Raw genomic sequence first — 20,319 nt, 5'->3', positions numbered from 1 at the left:
CTTTAATCAAGGAGTTCATATGGCTGGTTGGTTTGAATTAAGCAAGAGTAGCGATGATCAGTACCGCTTTGTTCTTAAGGCTGGAAACGGGGAAACTATCCTTACCAGTGAGCTTTACACGACAAAAGGCGCGGCAGAAAAAGGGATCGCATCTGTCCAGGCTAACAGCCCTCTGGCCGAGCGTTATGAGAAAAAAACGGCAGCTAATGGCAAATTGCATTTCAATCTGAAAGCAGCAAACCACCAGATTATTGGTAGCAGTCAACTGTATGCGAATGAACAGTCGCGCGAGACCGGTATTGCTTCAGTTAAGACCAATGGTGTAAGTCAGACGATAAAAGATAAAACCTGATAATGACTCGCTCAGCCGGGTAACGCCACGCTGTCGCCCGGCGTTTTTCTTTACCTGTCTTCCCCACAGCGCTACAATGCCCGCCCTTAATATGGGGGCACTCCCCTAACCGCCTCATTGAGTGAGGCGAGTCTGACCTGTCATCAGAACGAGATAATTATGTTTAAACCGGAACTCCTTTCCCCGGCGGGAACGCTGAAAAACATGCGTTACGCTTTCGCCTATGGCGCAGACGCTGTATATGCGGGCCAACCGCGTTACTCACTGCGCGTACGCAACAACGAATTCAATCACGAAAACCTGCAGCTAGGCATTAATGAAGCCCATGAACTGGGTAAAAAATTCTATGTGGTGGTTAATATTGCCCCGCATAACGCCAAGCTGAAGACCTTCATTCGTGACCTGAAACCGGTGGTGGAAATGGGACCGGATGCACTGATCATGTCCGACCCTGGTCTGATTATGTTGGTGCGCGAAAACTTCCCTGACATGGACATTCACCTTTCAGTACAGGCTAACGCCGTAAACTGGGCGACGGTGAAATTCTGGAAGCAGATGGGATTGACCCGTGTGATCCTGTCCCGCGAACTGTCGTTGGAAGAAATTGAAGAGATCCGCACCCAGGTGCCGGATATGGAAATTGAGATCTTTGTTCACGGCGCGCTGTGCATGGCTTACTCCGGCCGCTGCCTGCTCTCTGGCTACATCAACAAGCGTGACCCAAATCAGGGTACCTGTACCAATGCCTGCCGCTGGGAATACAACGTGCAGGAAGGCAAAGAAGACGTGGTGGGCAATATCGTGCATAAGTACGAGCCTATCCCGGTACAAAATGTTGAGCCGACGCTGGGTATTGGCGCGCCGACTGACAAAGTCTTTATGATCGAAGAAGCCCAGCGTCCGGGTGAGTACATGACCGCGTTTGAAGACGAACACGGCACTTACATCATGAACTCGAAGGATTTACGTGCCATTGCCCACGTTGAGCGCCTGACTCAGATGGGCGTGCATTCGCTGAAAATTGAAGGCCGTACTAAATCATACTATTACTGTGCACGTACCGCGCAGGTTTATCGCAAGGCCATTGATGATGCCGCTGCCGGTAAACCGTTCGACCCGCAACTGCTGGAAACGCTGGAAGGTCTGGCGCATCGCGGTTACACCGAGGGGTTCCTGCGCCGCCATACGCATGACGACTATCAGAACTACGAATACGGCTTCTCTGTTTCCGAGCGTCAGCAGTTTGTCGGCGAATTCACTGGCGAACGTAAAGGTGAACTGGCGGCTGTGCTGGTGAAAAATAAATTCACCGTCGGCGACAGCCTGGAGCTGATGACCCCACAGGGCAACATCAACTTTACCCTCGAACAGATGGAAAACGCGAAAGGCGAAGCGATGCCGGTTGCGCCGGGCGATGGTTACACCGTGTGGATGCCTGTACCGGAGGATATCGATCTGAATTATGCATTGTTGATGCGTAATTTTACCGGTGAGTCCACGCGCAACCCACATGCTAAGTAGTTAATTACGGTTATTTTTCAGCGTTCGGAAGATTCTTAGAAATCGATCACATACCGCTTCGTTCATTAAGGGTATTATCTCATCCGCTGAAAAACATAACCCATAAATGCTAGCTGTACCAGGAACCACCTCCTTAGCCTGCGTAATCTCCCTTACGCAGGCTTATTTTTTGCCTGCCGTTTAACTCCCCCTATTCAAATCACGACTTACAGGCGAAAAAAAACCGGGCATTACGCCCGGTTCATTAGGTGGTTAGATATTAATGCGCTGCTTCTGGCTTGTGCTTTTGCGCACTCTGGAAACCATAGGTCAGCTCATTTTTCTCTTTATCCAGCGCAACGGTCACCTGACCGCCATCCACAAGCGAGCCGAACAGCAGTTCGTTAGCCAATGGTTTTTTCAGGTTATCCTGGACAACGCGCGTCATCGGGCGTGCGCCCATTGCGCGGTCATAGCCCTTCTCAGCCAGCCAGTCACGGGCTTCCTGACTCACTTCCAGAGAGACACCTTTTTGATCCAACTGAACCTGAAGTTCGACGATAAACTTATCAACAACCTGATGAATCACCTCAGTAGAGAGATGATCGAACCAGATAATGTTGTCTAGACGGTTACGGAATTCCGGCGTAAACACTTTTTTGATTTCGCCCATCGCATCAGTACTGTTGTCCTGATGAATCAGCCCAATCGATTTACGCTCAGTTTCACGCACGCCGGCGTTAGTGGTCATGACCAGCACCACGTTGCGGAAATCCGCTTTACGCCCGTTATTGTCGGTCAGCGTACCGTTATCCATCACCTGCAGCAGCAGGTTAAAGACGTCCGGATGCGCTTTTTCGATTTCATCCAGCAGCAGTACCGCATGCGGATGCTTAATGACAGCATCCGTCAGCAAACCGCCCTGGTCGAAACCGACATATCCTGGAGGCGCACCAATCAGGCGACTGACGGTGTGACGTTCCATATACTCGGACATGTCAAACCGCAGCAGCTCAATACCCAGCGCTTTGGACAACTGCACCGTGACTTCGGTCTTACCGACGCCAGTCGGTCCGGCAAACAGGAACGAACCGACAGGTTTATGCTCGTGTCCCAGACCAGCACGGCTCATTTTGATCGCTTCAGTCAGCGCCTCAATGGCTTTATCCTGTCCGAATACCAGCATTTTCAGACGGTTGCCCAGGTTTTTCAGCGTATCGCGATCGCTCTGCGAAACGCTCTTCTCCGGGATCCGCGCAATGCGGGCCACGACGGACTCGATATCCGCCACGTTGACGGTTTTCTTGCGCTTGCTGACCGGCATCAGACGCGCCCGCGCGCCCGCCTCATCGATCACGTCAATCGCTTTGTCCGGCAGATGACGATCGTTAATGTATTTCACCGCCAGTTCGACCGCTGCACGCACTGCTTTGGCGGTGTAGCGAACGTCATGGTGCGCTTCGTATTTCGGCTTCAGACCATTGATGATCTGCACGGTCTCTTCTACCGACGGCTCAGTGATATCGATTTTCTGGAAACGGCGTGCTAGCGCGCGGTCCTTTTCAAAGATATTGCTGAATTCCTGATAGGTTGTTGAGCCTATCACACGGATTTTACCGCTGGAGAGCAACGGTTTGATCAGGTTAGCTGCATCCACCTGGCCGCCCGATGCCGCACCCGCGCCGATAATGGTGTGGATCTCATCGATAAACAGAATGCTGTTAGTATCCTGTTCCAGTTGTTTCAGCAGCGCCTTAAAGCGTTTTTCAAAATCGCCACGGTATTTGGTGCCCGCCAGCAGCGAGCCGATATCCAGAGAGTAAAGGGTACAATCAGCCATCACTTCCGGCACGTCGCCCTGGACGATACGCCAGGCTAGGCCTTCCGCAATAGCGGTTTTACCGACGCCAGACTCACCTACCAGCAGCGGGTTGTTTTTTCGACGACGGCACAGTACCTGAATGGCGCGTTCCAGCTCTTTGTCCCGTCCAATGAGCGGATCAATTCCGCCCACACGGGCAAGCTGGTTAAGGTTAGTCGTGAAGTTCTCCATACGGTCCTCCCCGCCAGCTTGCTCTTCGTTATTCGGCTGATTACCAGAGTCAGAGGACTGACTTGGTTCGTCTTTGCGCGTGCCATGAGAAATAAAATTCACCACATCAAGGCGACTCACTTCATGCTTACGCAGCAGATAAGCCGCCTGAGATTCCTGCTCGCTGAAGATGGCGACCAGCACATTAGCACCGGTAACTTCATTGCGCCCGGAGGACTGAACATGAAAGACCGCGCGTTGCAACACACGCTGAAAACTCAACGTTGGCTGCGTGTCGCGCTCTTCTTCACTGGCAGGCAATACGGGTGTGGTTTGTTCAATGAAGGCTTCGAGTTCCTGACGCAGCGCCACCAGATCCACAGAACACGCTTCCAGCGCTTCGCGGGCCGATGGGTTACTGAGCAATGCCAGTAGCAAGTGCTCGACGGTCATAAACTCATGTCGGTGCTCGCGCGCTCTGGCGAAAGCCATGTTTAAACTGAGCTCCAGTTCTTGATTGAGCATAGGCACCTCCCCCAATATTTATGCCTGCATTTAGGCTTTTTCTAGCGTACACAGCAACGGATGCTCGTTCTCCCTCGCATACTTGTTCACCATCGCAACTTTGGTTTCAGCCACTTCGGCAGTGAATACGCCGCAAATCGCTTTACCTTGATAGTGAACGGCAAGCATCAGTTGCGTTGCACGTTCTACATCATAAGAAAAGAATTTTTGTAACACGTCAATAACAAACTCCATCGGAGTGTAATCATCATTGACTAATATCACTTTATACATAGATGGCGGTTTTAGCGCGTCGCGCAATTTATCTTCCGCCAGCAGATCGAAATCCAGCCAGTCGTTAGTCTTACCCATTGTCAGTCGTCATCTTCAGTTACGGTTTCCGGCAGAAAATCTTGCCGCTGACAAGCAGCCTATGCGCACAATCAATCTACCTCAAGTATTAGATAACTATCATCTATTAGTGCCATCCGCGACATCTGTCACATAACCGACAATAGCGTTAACTGCTTCAAATTTTGATGCATTTTTACCCTATTCCGTCAGCCTGGCGCTTGACGCCTCGCCTGATTTCTCTAAATTGTAGTTTCGAGAGTTGGCGAGGTTTTGAACAGCCCCCACTCCGCCACCGGTTCATTCCATCTTACTTATATAAGATTTACGAAGGATGTCGAAGCATGGAAACGGGTACTGTTAAGTGGTTCAACAACGCCAAAGGGTTTGGTTTCATCTGCCCCGAAGGCGGCGGCGAAGATATTTTCGCCCATTACTCCACCATTCAGATGGATGGTTACAGAACGCTAAAAGCCGGGCAGTCTGTCCAGTTTGATGTCCACCAGGGGCCAAAAGGCAATCATGCCAGTGTCATCGTGCCTGTCATTGAAGCAGAAGCTGTCGCATAGCTCTTCTGTTTCATTGTGTACATCCCGCAGTCAAAATGCCAGCCTTTGCGGCTGGCATTTTTATCTCGATGGTATTATTCCCGCGCCAGAGCATCTACCGGATCCAGCCGCGCCGCATTTCGCGCCGGTAGCCAGCCAAACAAAATCCCGGTCGCAGTCGAACACAGAAACGCCGTCAATAAGGCTACGGGTGAGAAACCTATTTCCCAGCCAGGCAGGAATAGCTGAAGCGTAAAGGCGATCAGCATCGACAAGCTAATGCCCAACGCGCCGCCAACCAGACACACCAGCACCGCTTCAATTAAGAACTGCTGCAGTACGTCACTGGCGCGGGCGCCAACCGCCATACGAATGCCAATCTCGCGCGTTCGTTCGGTTACCGAAACCAGCATAATATTCATCACACCAATTCCACCGACCACCAGCGAAATCACGGCCACCAGCGTCAGGAAGAGTTGTAATGTACGTGTGGTCTTTTCGGCGGTTTTCAAGACACCGTCCATATTCCAGGTGAAGAAATCCTTCTTACCGTGGCGTAACGTCAGTAGTCGGGTGAGCTGCTGCTCGGCCTGGGCACTATCAAAACCGTCTTTCACCCGCACGGTGATCGAGTTCAGCCACGACTGCCCCATAATTCGCCCGGACATGGTGCTGTAAGGCAGCCAGACCCGCAGGATCTTGCTACTGCCAAACATCGACTGTTTCTCTTCTGCAACACCAATCACCGTGGCAGGCATATTCCCCACCAGCACGACTTCGCCGACAACTTTCGCTTTGTTGGGGAACAATTGACGACGGGTATTGCTGTCGAGCACCACCACCTGAGCGCGCCCCGCCAGTTGTTCAGCGTTAAAAGTGGTCCCTTCGCTAAACGTCATGCCATAGACATTGAAATAGTCGCCGCTAACGCCATTAGCACTGGCGGCCACGTCGATATTGCCATAGCGTAGCCGCAGGTTTTTCGACACCGCAGGCGTCACCGAACTGACCCAGGGCTGCTTCTGTAACGCCGTTAAATCGTCATACTTCAGCGCCTGTTGATATTGTGGGTCGTCGTCGCCGAAATCTTTGCCAGGATAGATATCGATGGTATTGGTGCCAATAGCGCGAATATCTGCCAGTACCAGCTGTTTAGCCGCATCGCCTACCACCACAATCGACACCACCGAAGCAATACCGATGATGATCCCAAGCATGGTCAGTAGCGTTCGCATTTTATTCGCAGCCATTGCCAGCCAGGCCATAGTGAGCGCTTCGCGAAAACCGCTGACAAACTGCCCCCAGCCGGACGCCGTTTTCACCGTCGGCTCCGCGATATCGTGCCCGGTAGAGGGTTTGTGCGACGGCGGATTGCGCACAATCTCGCCGTCACGAATTTCAATGACGCGTTCGGCCTGTGCGGCGACCTGGCTGTCGTGAGTGACGATAATCACCGTATGCCCGCGATCGCGCAGCTGATGCAAAATCGCCATCACCTCTTCGCCTGAATGGCTGTCCAGCGCGCCGGTGGGTTCGTCGGCGAGGATAACCTGTCCCCCGTTCATCAGCGCACGCGCAATACTGACCCGCTGCTGCTGACCACCGGAAAGCTGGGAAGGCTGATAGTCGACTCTGTCGCCCAGACCCAGTCGCTGCAGGAGTTCTTGCGCACGGGCCAGGCGCTGCTTACGTTCGGTGCCAGCGTAGACTGCAGGCACCTCAACGTTTTGCGCGGCGGTTAAATGCGACAACAAATGATAACGCTGGAAGATAAAACCGAAATGTTCGCGACGCAGCTGGGCTAACGCATCGCTATCCAGCGTGGAGACATCGCGCCCGGCAACCCGATACGTACCGCTGGTGGGTTTGTCCAGACAGCCGAGAATATTCATCAGCGTCGATTTACCCGAGCCAGACGCCCCGACAATCGCCACCATTTCCCCGGCCTGAATGCTCAAGGATACGTCCTTCAATACCTCGACCTGACCTTCGCCTGACGGATAGCTGCGGCGGATATTGCTCAGTTCAAGCAATGCCGTCATTTTGGCGCTCCAGCGTTGCCCTCACCGGTGATGACTTCATCCCCCTCTTCCAGCCCTTTCACGATCTCCACATCGGTGTCATTACGCGCGCCGATAACCACTTCACGTTCACGGGTTTCGCCGTTACGCAGCAGCCTGACGTTATAACGATTGTTGCCAATAGGATCGCCCAGCGCCGACAGCGGGATCGTCAGGACATTTTTCACATCGGTGAGCTGGATATGGACCTGCGCGGTCATATCCAGACGCAGGATCCCTTTCGGGTTGGGAACTTCGAAGCGAGCATAGTAGAAAATTGCATCATTCACTTTCTCTGGCGTCGGAAGAACATCTTTGAGCTTACCTTCGTAGCGCGTCTGAGGATCGCCCAGTACGGTAAACCAGGCCTTTTGCCCGGGATGCAGGTGAATCACATCCGCCTCGGAAACCTGCGCTTTCACCAGCATGGTGCTCATATCTGCCAATGTCAGAATGTTAGGCGCCTGCTGGGCAGCAATAACGGTTTGCCCCTGAAGGGTAGTAATTTGCGTGACTTCGCCTGCCATTGGCGCGACGATGCGGGTGTAATCAAGGTTGGTTTTTGCCGTATCGAGAGAGGCTTGATTACGCTTAATTTGCGCATCAATTGTGCCGATTTGCGCCTGTTTGACCGCCATCTGAGTAGCCGCCGTGTCGAGATCCTGCTGCGAGACAGCCTGGGTTTTCGCCAGCTGTTGCTGACGGGAAAGCGTTACCCGCGCCAGTTTCCACTCGGCTTCAGCCTGTAAACGCTGAGCGCGTAATTCCATCAGCGTCGCTTCAACCTCTTTAATCTGGTTTTGCGCCTGTTCAGGATCGATAACGCCAAGCAGTTGATCTTTTTTTACTTTGTCGCCAATCGCGACCGACAGCGTTTTTAACTGCCCGCTTACCTGCGCCCCGACGTCAACTTTCCGCAACGCATCCAGTTTGCCGGTTGCCAGTACGCTTTGCTGCAGATCGCCCGGACGCACAATTAACGTTTGATACTGAGGTAAAGGCGCATTAAGCGTTCGCCAAAGTGCAATTATCGCCACAATAATGATGATGGCGAAGAGAAAATAGCGCTTTTTGATTTTTCCCTTGAGCTTCATAAATGTCCCAATTTCCCCCAATACGTCCACCAGAGTGGAGTGGTAAACATCAACGTTAAATAAATAGCCGTTGAAAAACGCAAGAATAACAGAGTTATTGATGAATGGTTAAGATCCGCTGTGTTGAAATTAGTACCAGAGTATCCATCGGATTGTTATTATGAGCCAGCTAACTGACAGCACTTTTCATTCTTCAAAACCCGCCACAAGTTTTAGCCTCTTTTGTAGCCTGATGACCGGACATTGGCGCCCTGGAAAATTTTGGCATCAGCGTAGCTTCCGTCGTAAGTTTTTGTTGCGCTCAGCGCTTATGCCACGATTAATGCATGAATGGATGACTGAACTGGCGCAGTGGCCTGATCTCGATAGCGTACTGGCACGCCAGCCTCGTCTGCCGGTTCGCCTACATCGCGCCTATCTCGCACAAAACCTTGATCGGAAAATGAAACTGGATGCTGTGCGTTTTCATTACAATGCTATCCGCAGCTCTTTTTCAGCCACTGAATATAAAGCTTATTTAAGTGCGGATGGATTACAACTGGCACAAATTGAAGGCAAAAATAGCGAAATATTTAGCGTAATACTGGGCTCATTTATCTCACTGGATAAAGAAGGTGAAAGTACCATTCTGGTACGCAATAGCGCTGGCGAGACTTTAGCGGAAATGACGTTTACGCTGTGCAATTATCAAGGAAGCAGCACACTGTTTATTGGCGGGTTACAGGGAGGCAGTCGATTACTGCCACATGAAGAAATTCAAAAAGCGACCAAATCATGCTACGGAATTTTCCCTAAACGTATTGTGATGGAAGCCATTTGCTGTTTTGCAGAACAATTGAATATTAAACAAATTCTGGCTGTCAGCAATGAACAGCATATCTTTCGCAGCCCGCGTTACCACGATAAAAACAAGGTGATACTTTCCGACTACAACGCATTTTGGGAGTCGGTTGGCGGTGAGTGCGACAGTCACGGCTATTACCATATCCCACGCACAATGGCGCGAAAAAGCGAAGCGGACATTGCCAGCAAAAAACGCGCGGAATACCGCCGTCGCTACCAGTTACTGGACAGCATCCACTCGCAGCTGTCGTCGATGTTTCGCAACTAATCCGCTCTGCCGCGTGCCAACCACAGCACGCGGGAAAACATTTTTCGCAGCAGCGTTGGCACCGCGTCAACGCCGCGCCGCCCGGCTTCCATCGCCACCTCAATGGCTAAATCTGGTTTTGACGACCTGTGAATCGCCTTCGAGATAATTTTGCGCATATTCATGGGCACGTTTTCGGGGATTTGCGCCACCCTGTGGAATACGTCAGCGAACCCCTGGCGATACATAAAGTGTTCCATGTCCAGCGCGGGAAGCATGGTTAAATGATCGCGCTCTTCTTCTCTGTCGTTATTCAACAAACTCCGCACCGTAGCGGCATACTTTTTCCCGGCTTCATCACCATCAACCAGCACATGCCACTCGATACCCATCCGGCGGGCGAACTTAACCAGCGGCTTAAGGCCGGACTGGGCAAATTCAATGACTTTGATACCTTCCGCATCAAAGTGGTGCCCACACTGGCGGGCCAGTTCGTTAATGACCCAGGTTTCCGTTTCGCCTTCCACCAGCAGCCAACAGCGGGCAAACAACGACGATGCACGGTTAAAACGAATATGAAAGGCAATACGCCGACCATCTTCTGCGCTGATCCCACCTGGCCCAAGCCGCCAGGCGGCGACGCGGGAGGACTCACGCACCAGGCGGACAACATGTTCCACGGGGGTGAGGGACAGTAACTCACCTGAGTTGGTGGTCGCCACCCGTTGCAGAGGAAGCAAATTCAGCAGGTGCCAGGCAACCGACAGCATAATCGGATGTAAACGCGTTTCAGGATCTTCTACCAACAGTAACGGCCGGGCGTCTTTATCGAGCCTCAGCGTACCTTTGGCCTGTAACAGCGTCGAAAACAATCCCAACAAGATCACGCGGTGCGTGCGTCCGCCCGGCCTATCAATCATACGGTTGATAATATCCAGATAGCGCCAGCTACGTTGTTCGTTATTGGAACGTCGACGCATCAGACGATAGCGGGACTGACTGGAACCCTGCTCAGAAAAATAGTGTTCCAATAGCTGTACCATGGCCGATAACCCCTGACGTATCTGCCCATCTGTCAGGTTTTGCGGTCGGGTAGCCAGTTCACGTGCCAGAAAATCCAGTTGCCGCGCGGTCACTTCGACATCCGCCGAATCCGGCACCGTCCCGTTACGGATCCGTCGCATAAAACGCGCGTCGCGCAGGCGCAGTACTGGCATCAAACGCACGAGGTGCCGCGCCTGATCGTTAATGTCGTCGAGGGGAAGCTGATGGCCCTCGCCATCCAGAAAACTGCGTAACGTCAGAACGCTACCGTCGTCCGCACATTCACCTTCCAGCCGATAGAAAATGCGGTGATAGCCATCCTGACACAGCGTCCAGCTGGCTTCCAGAGGACGATACCTGCGCACGCGGTGGCGACCCGGTTGAGACTCACGAAACGTCAGGATGATATGCAGATGATGTTCCCGGCCTTGAATATCGCCCGGCGGGAACCAGAAATCTTCGCGGTCAAAGTGGTACAAATCAGTTTCCGGCGACAGCAACAGGGTTAAAGCATCCAGCAGACTGGACTTACCCCACGCGTTCTCCCCAATCAGCACGTTGCTTTGCTCCAGCATCAACGACAGACGGTTAATACCACGAAATCCAACAATCTCAACGCGTTCGAGAATCATATAGCCTCCGGAAATGCTAACTTTTTCCTTCAAGTTATCAGGAGTATAACGGCAAGCGGGCGCTCAGGACACCCGATATGATCAGGAGGTTAGTCGCAGAAATCAAAAAATATAAGAATATTCTTCTTATGTTTTCTCCAGAATATTATTTCAGAACTCAATCATCGCCGTTTTGCTAATTGAACTATGCTTCATTCATCCAATATTCAAAAAGGAATCACAACATATTGCCTTAAATCAAATTTTTTCATCAATTTAACTGGCGAAGGGATGATGTTTTTTTCTAAAATACCGGCTCTTTCATCATCGTCCCTTTTAGCGATGAATTACCGGGTAAGGAACACGAACCCGGAACTTTTTATTGAGGTGGTTATGTTCAGGAAATTAGCAGCCGAATTCTTCGGTACGTTTTGGCTCGTCTTTGGTGGGTGCGGTAGCGCAGTTCTGGCCGCAGCATTCCCGGAGTTGGGTATTGGATTTGCCGGTGTCGCGCTGGCGTTTGGTTTGACCGTATTAACCATGGCATTCGCCGTAGGTCATATTTCCGGCGGACACTTTAACCCGGCGGTGACCTTCGGTTTATGGGCGGGCGGTCGCTTCCCGGCAAAAGACGTTATTGGTTATGTTATCGCTCAGGTTGTGGGCGGTATTGTTGCAGCAGCGGCACTGTATCTTATTGCCAGCGGTAAAGCTGGTTTTGACGCAACTGCCAGTGGTTTTGCCTCGAACGGCTTTGGTGAACATTCACCTGGCGGCTATTCAATGATGTCTGCCGTCGTAATTGAAATTATTTTGACCGCTGGTTTCTTATTAGTGATCCACGGTGCGACCGATAAACATGCTCCGGTAGGTTTTGCACCCATTGCGATTGGTCTGGCGTTAACCCTGATCCACTTGATCAGTATTCCGGTTACCAACACCTCCGTTAACCCGGCACGTAGTACCGCTGTAGCCATCTTCCAGGGCGGCTGGGCATTACAGCAATTGTGGTTCTTCTGGGTTATGCCGATTATCGGTGGGGTCCTCGGCGGTCTTATTTACCGCACTCTGCTGGAAAAACGCGATTAATCGATAACAAAAAAGGCCTGGCGCAAGTCAGGTCTTTTTTTTCCCGCTATATTTCCTTTTATTTGCAACTTTACTCCCTTCTTTGCATTGAGTAGTGTGTGCTGGCGCATTTCGTCTTACTCTCAGCAAGGATCTGGTTTTCATGTTTTCAGGGCTGTTAATCATTCTGGTTCCCCTTATTGTGGGCTACCTTATTCCGCTTCGGCACAGGGCTGCATTAAAACTCATCAATCGCCTGTTGAGCTGGATCGTCTACCTTATTCTCTTTTTTATGGGTATCAGCCTGGCGTTTCTGGATAATCTCACCAGCAACCTGTTAGCCATTCTTCATTATTCTGCGGTCAGCGTGACGGTCATTTTGTTGTGTAATATTGCGGCGCTGTTCTGGCTGGAGCGTTCACTGCCCTGGCGACATAACCACAAGCAAGAAAAGCTACCCTCGCGAATTGCGATGGCACTTGAGTCGCTCCAGCTTTGTGGCGTCGTCGTCGTGGGTTTTCTGCTCGGCCTCACCGGTCTTCCTATTCTGCAGCACGCCACCGAAGCCAGCGAATATACGTTAATCTTTTTACTGTTCCTGGTCGGGATTCAACTGCGCAACAGCGGTATGACCTTAAAGCAAATTGTGCTGAATCGCCGGGGGATGATTGTTGCGGTGGTCGTCGTCGCCAGTTCGATGCTGGCGGGGGTTATCAATGCGTTGATCCTCGGCCTGCCGCTGAAAACCGCGCTGGCGATGGCATCAGGTTTTGGCTGGTATTCCCTGTCCGGTATTCTGTTAACCGAATCCTTCGGGCCGGTGATTGGTAGCGCCGCCTTCTTTAATGACCTGGCCCGCGAGCTGATTGCCATTATGTTGATTCCTGGAATGGTGGGCCGCAGCCGCTCAACCGCGCTGGGGCTATGTGGCGCGACATCAATGGATTTCACCTTACCGGTGCTACAACGCAGCGGCGGTCTGGAGATGGTTCCGGCAGCCATCGTCCACGGCTTTATTCTGAGTCTGTTAGTGCCTTTGCTGATGGCGTTTTTCTCCGCCTGAAGTCAGGACAAATACCTCTCTGGCGGTAGTCATCTACCGCCAAAATTGCGCTAAATCAATCTCCCTGCAAGTTGTAGCAGAAATCCCTTTTATCCCTTCGCGCACAGGCATAACCTTAAACATGTATATTAAATATAACTTTAAAAGGTGTGACCATGTTTTGTGTGCAATGTGAACAAACCATCCGTACTCCGGCAGGAAACGGCTGCTCTTACGCGCAGGGTATGTGCGGTAAAACGGCTGAAACCTCCGATTTGCAGGATCTGCTGATTGCTTCCCTACAAGGTCTGTCTGCATGGGCTGTTAAGGCACGTGAATACGGCATCATCGACCATGAGGTTGATAACTTTGCGCCGCGTGCATTCTTCTCCACGCTGACCAACGTTAACTTCGATTCCCCGCGTATTGTTGGCTATGCCCGTGAAGCTATCGCCATGCGCGACGCCCTGAAAGCGCAATGCCTGAACATCGACGCGAACGCAGCGGTCGCTAACCCGATGGCCGATCTGCAACTGGTCAGCGACGATCTGGGCGACCTGCAACGTCAGGCCGCTGAATTTACCCCGAACAAAGACAAAGCAGCCATCGGCGAGAACATTCTCGGCCTGCGTCTGCTGTGCCTGTACGGCCTGAAAGGTGCGGCAGCTTACATGGAGCACGCGCACGTTCTCGGTCAGTACGACAACGACATCTACGCTCAGTACCACAAAATCATGGCATGGCTGGGAACCTGGCCTTCCGATATGAACGCTCTGCTGGAGTGCTCAATGGAAATCGGCCAGATGAACTTCAAAGTGATGAGCATTCTGGATGCTGGCGAAACCACTAAATACGGCCACCCGACGCCAACTCAGGTCAACGTCAAAGCAACCGAAGGTAAGTGCATCCTGATCTCCGGTCACGACCTGAAAGATCTGTACAACCTGCTGGAGCAGACCGAAGGTACCGGCGTTAACGTCTATACCCACGGTGAAATGCTGCCGGCGCACGGCTACCCGGAACTGCGTAAGTTCAAACACCTGATCGGTAACTACGGCAGCGGCTGGCAGAATCAGCAGGTTGAATTTGCCCGCTTCCCGGGCCCAATCGTAATGACCTCTAACTGCATCATCGACCCAACCGTTGGCGCCTACGATGACCGTATCTGGACTCGTAGCATCGTCGGTTGGCCGGGTGTAAGCCACCTCGAAGGCGACAACTTCGCTCCGGTAATTGCTCAGGCTCAGCAGATGGCGGGCTTCCCATACAGCGAAATTCCGCACCTGATCACCGTTGGTTTCGGTCGTCAGACTCTACTGGGCGCTGCTGATACCCTGATCGACCTGGTAAGCCGCGAAAAACTGCGTCACATCTTCCTGGTTGGCGGTTGTGATGGCGCGCGTGGCGAACGTAACTACTTCACCGACTTCGCCACCAGCGTGCCGGACGACTGCCTGATCCTGACTCTGGCGTGCGGTAAATACCGTTTCAACAAACTGGAGTTCGGCGATATCGAAGGCCTGCCGCGTCTGGTCGATGCAGGTCAGTGTAACGATGCATACTCTGCCATCATCCTGGCAGTAACCCTGGCTGAGAAACTGGGCTGTGGCGTGAACGATCTGCCGCTGTCTCTGGTGCTCTCCTGGTTCGAACAGAAAGCGATTGTCATTCTGCTGACCCTGCTGTCTCTGGGTGTGAAAAACATCGTCACTGGCCCGACTGCGCCTGGCTTCTTCACGCCGGACCTGCTGACCGTTCTCAACGAGAAGTTCGGTCTGCGTTCCGTGACCACCGTTGAAGAAGACATGAAGCAACTGCTGAGCGCGTAAGGAGTAAAGAATGACAATGCCAACTCATCAGTGCCCATGGCGGATGCAGGTTCATCACATCCATCAGGAAACGCCGGATGTATGGACAATTTCGTTGCTGTGCCACGACTATTATCCGTACCGCGCCGGGCAGTATGCACTGGTCAGCGTACGTAATTCAGCGGACACGCTGCGTGCTTACACCCTCTCTTCAACGCCGGGCGTTAGCGAATACATCACGCTGACCATCCGCCGCATTGACGATGGCGCAGGCTCACAGTGGTTAACCCGCGACGTGAAGCGCGGCGACTATATCTGGCTGTCCGATGCAATGGGTGAATTCACCTGTGAAGATAAAGCGGAAGACAGGATCCTGATGCTGGCCGCTGGCTGTGGCGTCACGCCAATCATGTCAATGCGTCGCTGGTTGGCAAAATACCGCCCACAGGCAGATGTGCAGGTGATCTTTAACGTCCGTTCACCGCAAGATGTCATTTTTGCCGACGAATGGCGCGAGTATCCGGTGACCTTAGTTGCTGAAAACAATGCCACTGACGGTTTTGTTTCCGGCCGACTGACCACCGAACTGCTGCAAAGCGTACCGGACCTGGCTTCGCGCACCGTGATGACCTGCGGCCCGGCTCCGTATATGGATCTGGTCGAGAAAGAAGTCAACGCGCTGGGCGTGACACGCTTCTTTAAAGAGCAGTTCTTCACCCCGGTAGCTGAAGCCGCCACCAGCGGTCTGAAGTTCACCAAACTGCAGCCGGCAAAAGAGTTTTATGCGCCGGTAGGCAGTACGCTGCTGGAAGCGCTGGAAAGCAATAAAGTGCCGGTTGTCGCCGCATGCCGTGCGGGCGTTTGCGGCTGCTGCAAAACCAAAGTGGTTGACGGTAACTACACGGTCAGCAGCACCATGACGCTGACCGACGCAGAAATTGCTGAAGGTTATGTGCTGGCCTGCTCCTGTCATCCGCAGGGTGATTTAGTGCTGGCGTAATTGACCGATATCTGATGTGCAAAAGGCTACCCGGTTATATCGGGTGGCCTTTTTTTATGCTGTCAGACGCTGCAAAATTCCGATTTTTTCACCCTCCGAGGCAAAATACCGCCCTCTTCCCGCGAATTATCGACCACACTTACCTGGCACAGGTTAAGCAAAACCCCGACTACCACGTCGAACTTTCTACAAAGGATCCCCATGAAAAAAGTGGCCATCGTCGGCGTAGGTCCCACCGGAATTTATACGTTTCATGCCCTCGTTGAGCGCGGTGAACCGCTGGAGATACAGCTTTATGAGCAAGCTGAGGAAGCTGGCGTAGGCATGCCTTATAACAGCGACAACAACGCAGACCACATGCTGGCCAATATAGCCAGCATTGAGATCCCGCCGATTTATATCAGTTATCTGACGTGGCTACAGAATCAAAGCGATGAATACCTGGCGCAGTTTCGGCTTGAACGTACATCGTTGCATGAGCGGCAATTTTTGCCCCGCGTGATCCTCGGCGACTATTATCGCGATCGTTTTTTAGCCATCGTCGATAAAGCGCAAAGATCCGGGTTCACAATTCGCGTATATGAATCAAGTAAAGTCACCGACCTGCAAGCAAACCCGACCGGGGTCTCCCTGTGGATCAATCACGCGTCACAGCCCGTCGAAGTGGATTTCGCCGCTATCGCCAGCGGTCATCTGTGGCCAGAAACTGATGCTCAGGCACGCAAGTTTTTCCCCAGTCCGTGGACCGGCCTGATGGAGGCGCAGATTAGCGCTTGCAGGGTGGGTATTCTGGGCACCTCGCTAAGCGCTATCGACGCGGCGATGGCCGTGGTCAGTCAGCATGGTACCTTCACCACCAATACCGACCGTTCACTGCAGTTCACGCGTAAACCCGACAGCCAAAACCTGAAGCTGACCCTGATGTCGCGCAGCGGTGTACTGCCTGAAGCGGATTTTTACTGCCCTCTTCCCTATGAACCGCTGAATATCGCGACGCAAGAAGCGATTGAAAACGCCATTGCCGAGGGCCAAAACGGATTACTGGACCGCATCTTCCGGCTTATTGTGCAACAACTGCAAGACGCGGCCCCAGGGTGGTGCCAACAGGTTGCACTTGCAACGCTTAACGCCGACACATTCCCCGAGGTCTATTTTGCCGACAGGCTCAAGCATGACCCTTTTGACTGGGCGAGGCGTAACCTGGTGGAGGTTGAACGCAACAAGCAGGAACAACATACCGTCGCCTGGCGCTATACCTTATTGCGCCTACACGAGGTTATTGAAGAGATCGTTCCTCATCTTGATGCTCGCGACGAAAAACGTTTCAGGCACGGACTGGCGCGCGTCTTTATTGATAACTATGCGGCAATCCCGTCTGAATCTATCCGCCGATTGCTGGCTCTGCACGATGCCGGGCTGATTGAGATCCTCGCACTCGGCAAGGATTATGAGCGTACAAATGAGCAGGAAAGGACGGTCATTTACCACCACGGTCAGCGCAGTGAATTTGATGTATTTATTGACGCCCGAGGACAACGGGCATTGCAGAGCAAAGATATTCCGTTCCCAACGCTACGCGATCAACTGATGGCCTGTGGCGATGAGATCCCGGATATCGGCGAAGATTACACGCTGCAAGCACCGGAAAACGCCCGCAACCGCATCGCCTTTGGCGGACTGCCGTGGTTGATGCACGACCGTCCCTTTATTCAGGGGCTGGTGGTTAGCGCTGAAATAGGTGCGGCGATGGCAAAGGCATTGACGCAACGAGCACTGAAACGTCGGCACAAACTGTGGAGCAGTGACGAGATGGATTAGCGGCCAGATTTCATGGCGAGGCGGAGATAGGTAATGCGTCCCGCCTCTGTCTTGATTCTCGGATGGCAAACTATCGCCAGGCCGAGTTTCCAGCAACGGAGAAACGCCCCGCGCCCAAAAATGCCACGGCCAGAGCGCCGATGAAGAAATAGACCAGACTTTCAATTGCCCATGCGCCGGTTTTATCCAGTGACCAGGTTTCACCCATCCCGACCATCAGCCATGCCACCACCATCGTAAACGCCAGCCCCAACGCCGCCGGACGCGTCAGGATCCCAAGAATAATCAGGCAAGGTGCCACAACCTCTCCCAGCAGAACGCCATACGCAATGAAGCCAGGAAAACCTTTCGCTATCAGCATGCCACTGATGCCATCAATACCCGCGAACAGTTTATGCAGCCCATGAAACAGCATTAATCCACCCACGGCAATACGTAACAAAAACTTGCCAAAATCTTCATGAGTCAGTACCCGGTTAACTGTATTTAATAGTTTTATAACCATTTGAATTTATTCCTTGTTTCACCATGACCAATAACAAACTACGCTTAATACAGGCTTAATGAAACCTGCCGGAAATAAGAGGTAATGATAAGCATAACTATTATCTTCATCTAAACTTGTAACCGGTATCACATTAAAGGAGAAGGAAAACCATGAAACAAACGGTTGCCGCTTTTATTGCTAAAACACTCGAACAAGCTGGCGTTAAACGCATTTGGGGTGTGACGGGTGACTCGCTAAATGGCCTTAGTGACAGTCTGAATCGTATGGGAACGATTGACTGGATGCCAACACGTCATGAAGAGGTTGCGGCCTTCGCCGCGGGAGCTGAAGCGCAGTTGACGGGAGAACTGGCCGTCTGCGCAGGCTCGTGTGGGCCAGGCAACCTGCACCTGATTAACGGCCTGTTTGATTGCCACCGCAACCACGTCCCGGTGCTGGCAATTGCTGCACACATTCCATCCAGTGAGATAGGCAGCGGTTATTTTCAGGAGACCCACCCGCAAGAGTTGTTTCGCGAATGTAGCCACTATTGCGAGCTGGTTTCCAGCCCTGAACAGATCCCACAGGTGCTGGCAATTGCCATGCGTAAAGCGGTGCTCAACCGCGGCGTCTCCGTGGTGGTATTACCCGGCGACGTTGCGCTGAAGCCAGCACCTGAAAGCGCCAGCACTCACTGGTATCATGCGCCGCTCCCGGTGGTCACTCCGGAAGAAGAAGAGCTCAGAAAACTAGCGCAACTGCTACGCTACTCCAGCAATATCGCCCTGATGTGTGGCAGTGGCTGCGCCGGTGCGCATAAAGAACTGGTTGAGTTTGCTGCTAAAATAAAAGCGCCGATTGTGCACGCCCTGCGTGGTAAAGAGCATGTGGAGTACGACAACCCTTACGACGTGGGCATGACCGGGCTGATCGGCTTTTCATCCGGCTTCCATACCATGATGAATGCCGACACGCTGATCCTGCTCGGTACCCAGTTCCCCTATCGCCCGTTCTACCCCACCGACGCCAAGATTATTCAGATCGATATCAATCCGGCAAGCATTGGCGCGCACAGTAAAGTTGATATGGCGCTGGTAGGCGATATTAAATCCACACTCCGCACCCTGCTGCCGCTGGTGGAAGAAAAAACCGATCGGCAGTTCCTGGATAAAGCGCTGGAACACTATCGTGAGGCGCGTAAAGGGCTGGATGATTTAGCCAAACCCAGCGATAAAGCCATTCATCCGCAGTATCTGGCGCAGCAGATCAGCCATTTTGCCGCTGACGACGCCATCTTCACCTGCGACGTAGGCACGCCAACGGTGTGGGCGGCACGTTATCTGAAAATGAACGGTAAACGCCGTCTGATCGGTTCGTTTAACCACGGGTCGATGGCCAATTCCATGCCCCAGGCGCTCGGCGCGCAAGCGACCGAACCGGGACGTCAGGTTGTCGCAATGTGCGGTGACGGCGGTTTTAGCATGCTGATGGGCGACTTTCTGTCGGTTGTGCAAATGAAGCTGCCGGTGAAGATTATTGTCTTCAACAACAGCGTGTTGGGGTTTGTGGCGATGGAGATGAAAGCTGGCGGTTATCTGACCGACGGCACCGAACTGCACGATACAAATTTCGCTCGGATTGCCGAGGCCTGCGGCATCACAGGCATTCGCGTGGAGAAATCCTCAGAGGTTGATGAAGCGCTGCAAAGGGCGATGTCGATTGACGGTCCGGTGCTGGTCGATGTGGTCGTCGCGAAAGAAGAACTGGCGATCCCGCCGCAGATCAAACTCGAACAAGCTAAAGGTTTTAGCCTATATATGCTGCGCGCAATCATCAGCGGGCGCGGTGATGAAGTGATCGAACTGGCGAAAACTAACTGGCTCAGGTAAAACAGAGGGCATTACCTCACT

The 20,319-nt window shown here is 52.5% G+C and carries 16 protein-coding genes; 10 read left to right on the top strand and 6 right to left on the bottom strand.

What is annotated here, in order from left to right; all coding sequences use genetic code 11:
- The first annotated feature begins 19 nt into the window (after positions 1-19).
- On the top strand, positions 20-352 hold the full coding sequence (locus tag OGW44_RS11775; protein ID WP_016153608.1) for a YegP family protein: 333 nt from the start codon (positions 20-22) through the stop codon (positions 350-352).
- Positions 353-511: 159 nt separating this feature from the next.
- Positions 512-1,873, top strand: coding sequence for a prephenate-dependent tRNA uridine(34) hydroxylase TrhP (trhP, locus tag OGW44_RS11770; RefSeq protein WP_046275427.1), 1,362 nt, complete (start codon positions 512-514; stop codon positions 1,871-1,873).
- 259 nt (positions 1,874-2,132) lie between these two features.
- Here trhP and clpA read toward each other — a convergent pair whose 3' ends face one another.
- Both clpA and clpS read right to left on the bottom strand, forming a co-directional pair.
- A complete protein-coding gene (gene clpA, locus OGW44_RS11765; protein WP_016153651.1) occupies positions 2,133-4,409 on the bottom strand; it encodes an ATP-dependent Clp protease ATP-binding subunit ClpA in 2,277 nt (758 codons plus the stop codon).
- Between the two features lie 30 nt (positions 4,410-4,439).
- Positions 4,440-4,760 (bottom strand): ATP-dependent Clp protease adapter ClpS, encoded by a 321-nt coding sequence (gene clpS, locus OGW44_RS11760; RefSeq protein WP_003036810.1) that lies wholly within the window; start codon positions 4,758-4,760, stop codon positions 4,440-4,442.
- A 323-nt stretch (positions 4,761-5,083) separates the two neighbouring features.
- On the opposite strand from clpS, the gene cspD reads away from it, so the two are divergent.
- The gene (gene cspD / locus OGW44_RS11755) at positions 5,084-5,308 is read left to right on the top strand and encodes a cold shock-like protein CspD (RefSeq protein ID WP_003036813.1); all 225 of its coding nucleotides are present in this window, start codon (positions 5,084-5,086) and stop codon (positions 5,306-5,308) included.
- A 74-nt stretch (positions 5,309-5,382) separates the two neighbouring features.
- Here cspD and macB read toward each other — a convergent pair whose 3' ends face one another.
- Together macB and macA are read right to left on the bottom strand one after the other, a co-directional pair.
- Positions 5,383-7,329 (bottom strand): macrolide ABC transporter ATP-binding protein/permease MacB, encoded by a 1,947-nt coding sequence (gene macB / locus OGW44_RS11750; RefSeq protein WP_103284007.1) that lies wholly within the window; start codon positions 7,327-7,329, stop codon positions 5,383-5,385.
- On the bottom strand, positions 7,326-8,441 hold the full coding sequence (gene macA / locus OGW44_RS11745) for a macrolide transporter subunit MacA (RefSeq protein ID WP_016156938.1): 1,116 nt from the start codon (positions 8,439-8,441) through the stop codon (positions 7,326-7,328). Before macA ends, macB begins: the two co-directional genes overlap by 4 nt.
- Positions 8,442-8,601: 160 nt before the next feature.
- Between macA and OGW44_RS11740 the strand changes: the two genes are divergently transcribed.
- Entirely contained in the window at positions 8,602-9,552 is a 951-nt protein-coding gene (locus OGW44_RS11740) for a VirK/YbjX family protein (RefSeq protein ID WP_016156939.1), read from the top strand.
- On the opposite strand, the gene OGW44_RS11735 is transcribed toward OGW44_RS11740, so the two are convergent.
- Positions 9,549-11,207, bottom strand: a complete 1,659-nt coding sequence (locus tag OGW44_RS11735) for an ATP-dependent endonuclease (protein WP_016153655.1) — start codon at positions 11,205-11,207, stop codon at positions 9,549-9,551. The genes OGW44_RS11740 and OGW44_RS11735 overlap by 4 nt on opposite strands.
- A gap of 372 nt (positions 11,208-11,579) precedes the next feature.
- Between OGW44_RS11735 and aqpZ the strand changes: the two genes are divergently transcribed.
- From aqpZ to OGW44_RS11710, 5 genes are all read left to right on the top strand, one after another.
- The gene (aqpZ, locus tag OGW44_RS11730) at positions 11,580-12,275 is read left to right on the top strand and encodes an aquaporin Z (protein WP_016156940.1); all 696 of its coding nucleotides are present in this window, start codon (positions 11,580-11,582) and stop codon (positions 12,273-12,275) included.
- Positions 12,276-12,417: 142 nt separating this feature from the next.
- Positions 12,418-13,317 (top strand): LysO family transporter, encoded by a 900-nt coding sequence (locus OGW44_RS11725; RefSeq protein ID WP_016156941.1) that lies wholly within the window; start codon positions 12,418-12,420, stop codon positions 13,315-13,317.
- Positions 13,318-13,472: 155 nt separating this feature from the next.
- Positions 13,473-15,125, top strand: a complete 1,653-nt coding sequence (hcp, locus tag OGW44_RS11720; RefSeq protein WP_016156942.1) for a hydroxylamine reductase — start codon at positions 13,473-13,475, stop codon at positions 15,123-15,125.
- 10 nt (positions 15,126-15,135) lie between these two features.
- Positions 15,136-16,104: an NADH oxidoreductase gene (gene hcr, locus OGW44_RS11715; protein WP_016156943.1), complete on the top strand. Its 969-nt coding sequence runs from the start codon at positions 15,136-15,138 to the stop codon at positions 16,102-16,104.
- A 201-nt stretch (positions 16,105-16,305) separates the two neighbouring features.
- Positions 16,306-17,922: an FAD-NAD(P)-binding protein gene (locus tag OGW44_RS11710; RefSeq protein ID WP_047414010.1), complete on the top strand. Its 1,617-nt coding sequence runs from the start codon at positions 16,306-16,308 to the stop codon at positions 17,920-17,922.
- 70 nt (positions 17,923-17,992) lie between these two features.
- On the opposite strand, the gene OGW44_RS11705 is transcribed toward OGW44_RS11710, so the two are convergent.
- Positions 17,993-18,427 (bottom strand): DoxX family protein, encoded by a 435-nt coding sequence (locus tag OGW44_RS11705; RefSeq protein WP_016156945.1) that lies wholly within the window; start codon positions 18,425-18,427, stop codon positions 17,993-17,995.
- Positions 18,428-18,579: 152 nt separating this feature from the next.
- On the opposite strand from OGW44_RS11705, the gene poxB reads away from it, so the two are divergent.
- A complete protein-coding gene (gene poxB / locus OGW44_RS11700) occupies positions 18,580-20,298 on the top strand; it encodes a ubiquinone-dependent pyruvate dehydrogenase (protein ID WP_049042460.1) in 1,719 nt (572 codons plus the stop codon).
- Positions 20,299-20,319: the final 21 nt, after the last annotated feature.

Origin of the sequence: Citrobacter sp. Cb023, from assembly GCF_030336805.1 — a bacterium.
GTDB classification, from domain to species: Bacteria; Pseudomonadota; Gammaproteobacteria; order Enterobacterales; family Enterobacteriaceae; genus Citrobacter; species Citrobacter braakii.
The sequence above is the reverse complement of the archived record's forward strand: the minus strand, read 5'-3'. Positions and strand labels throughout refer to the sequence as shown.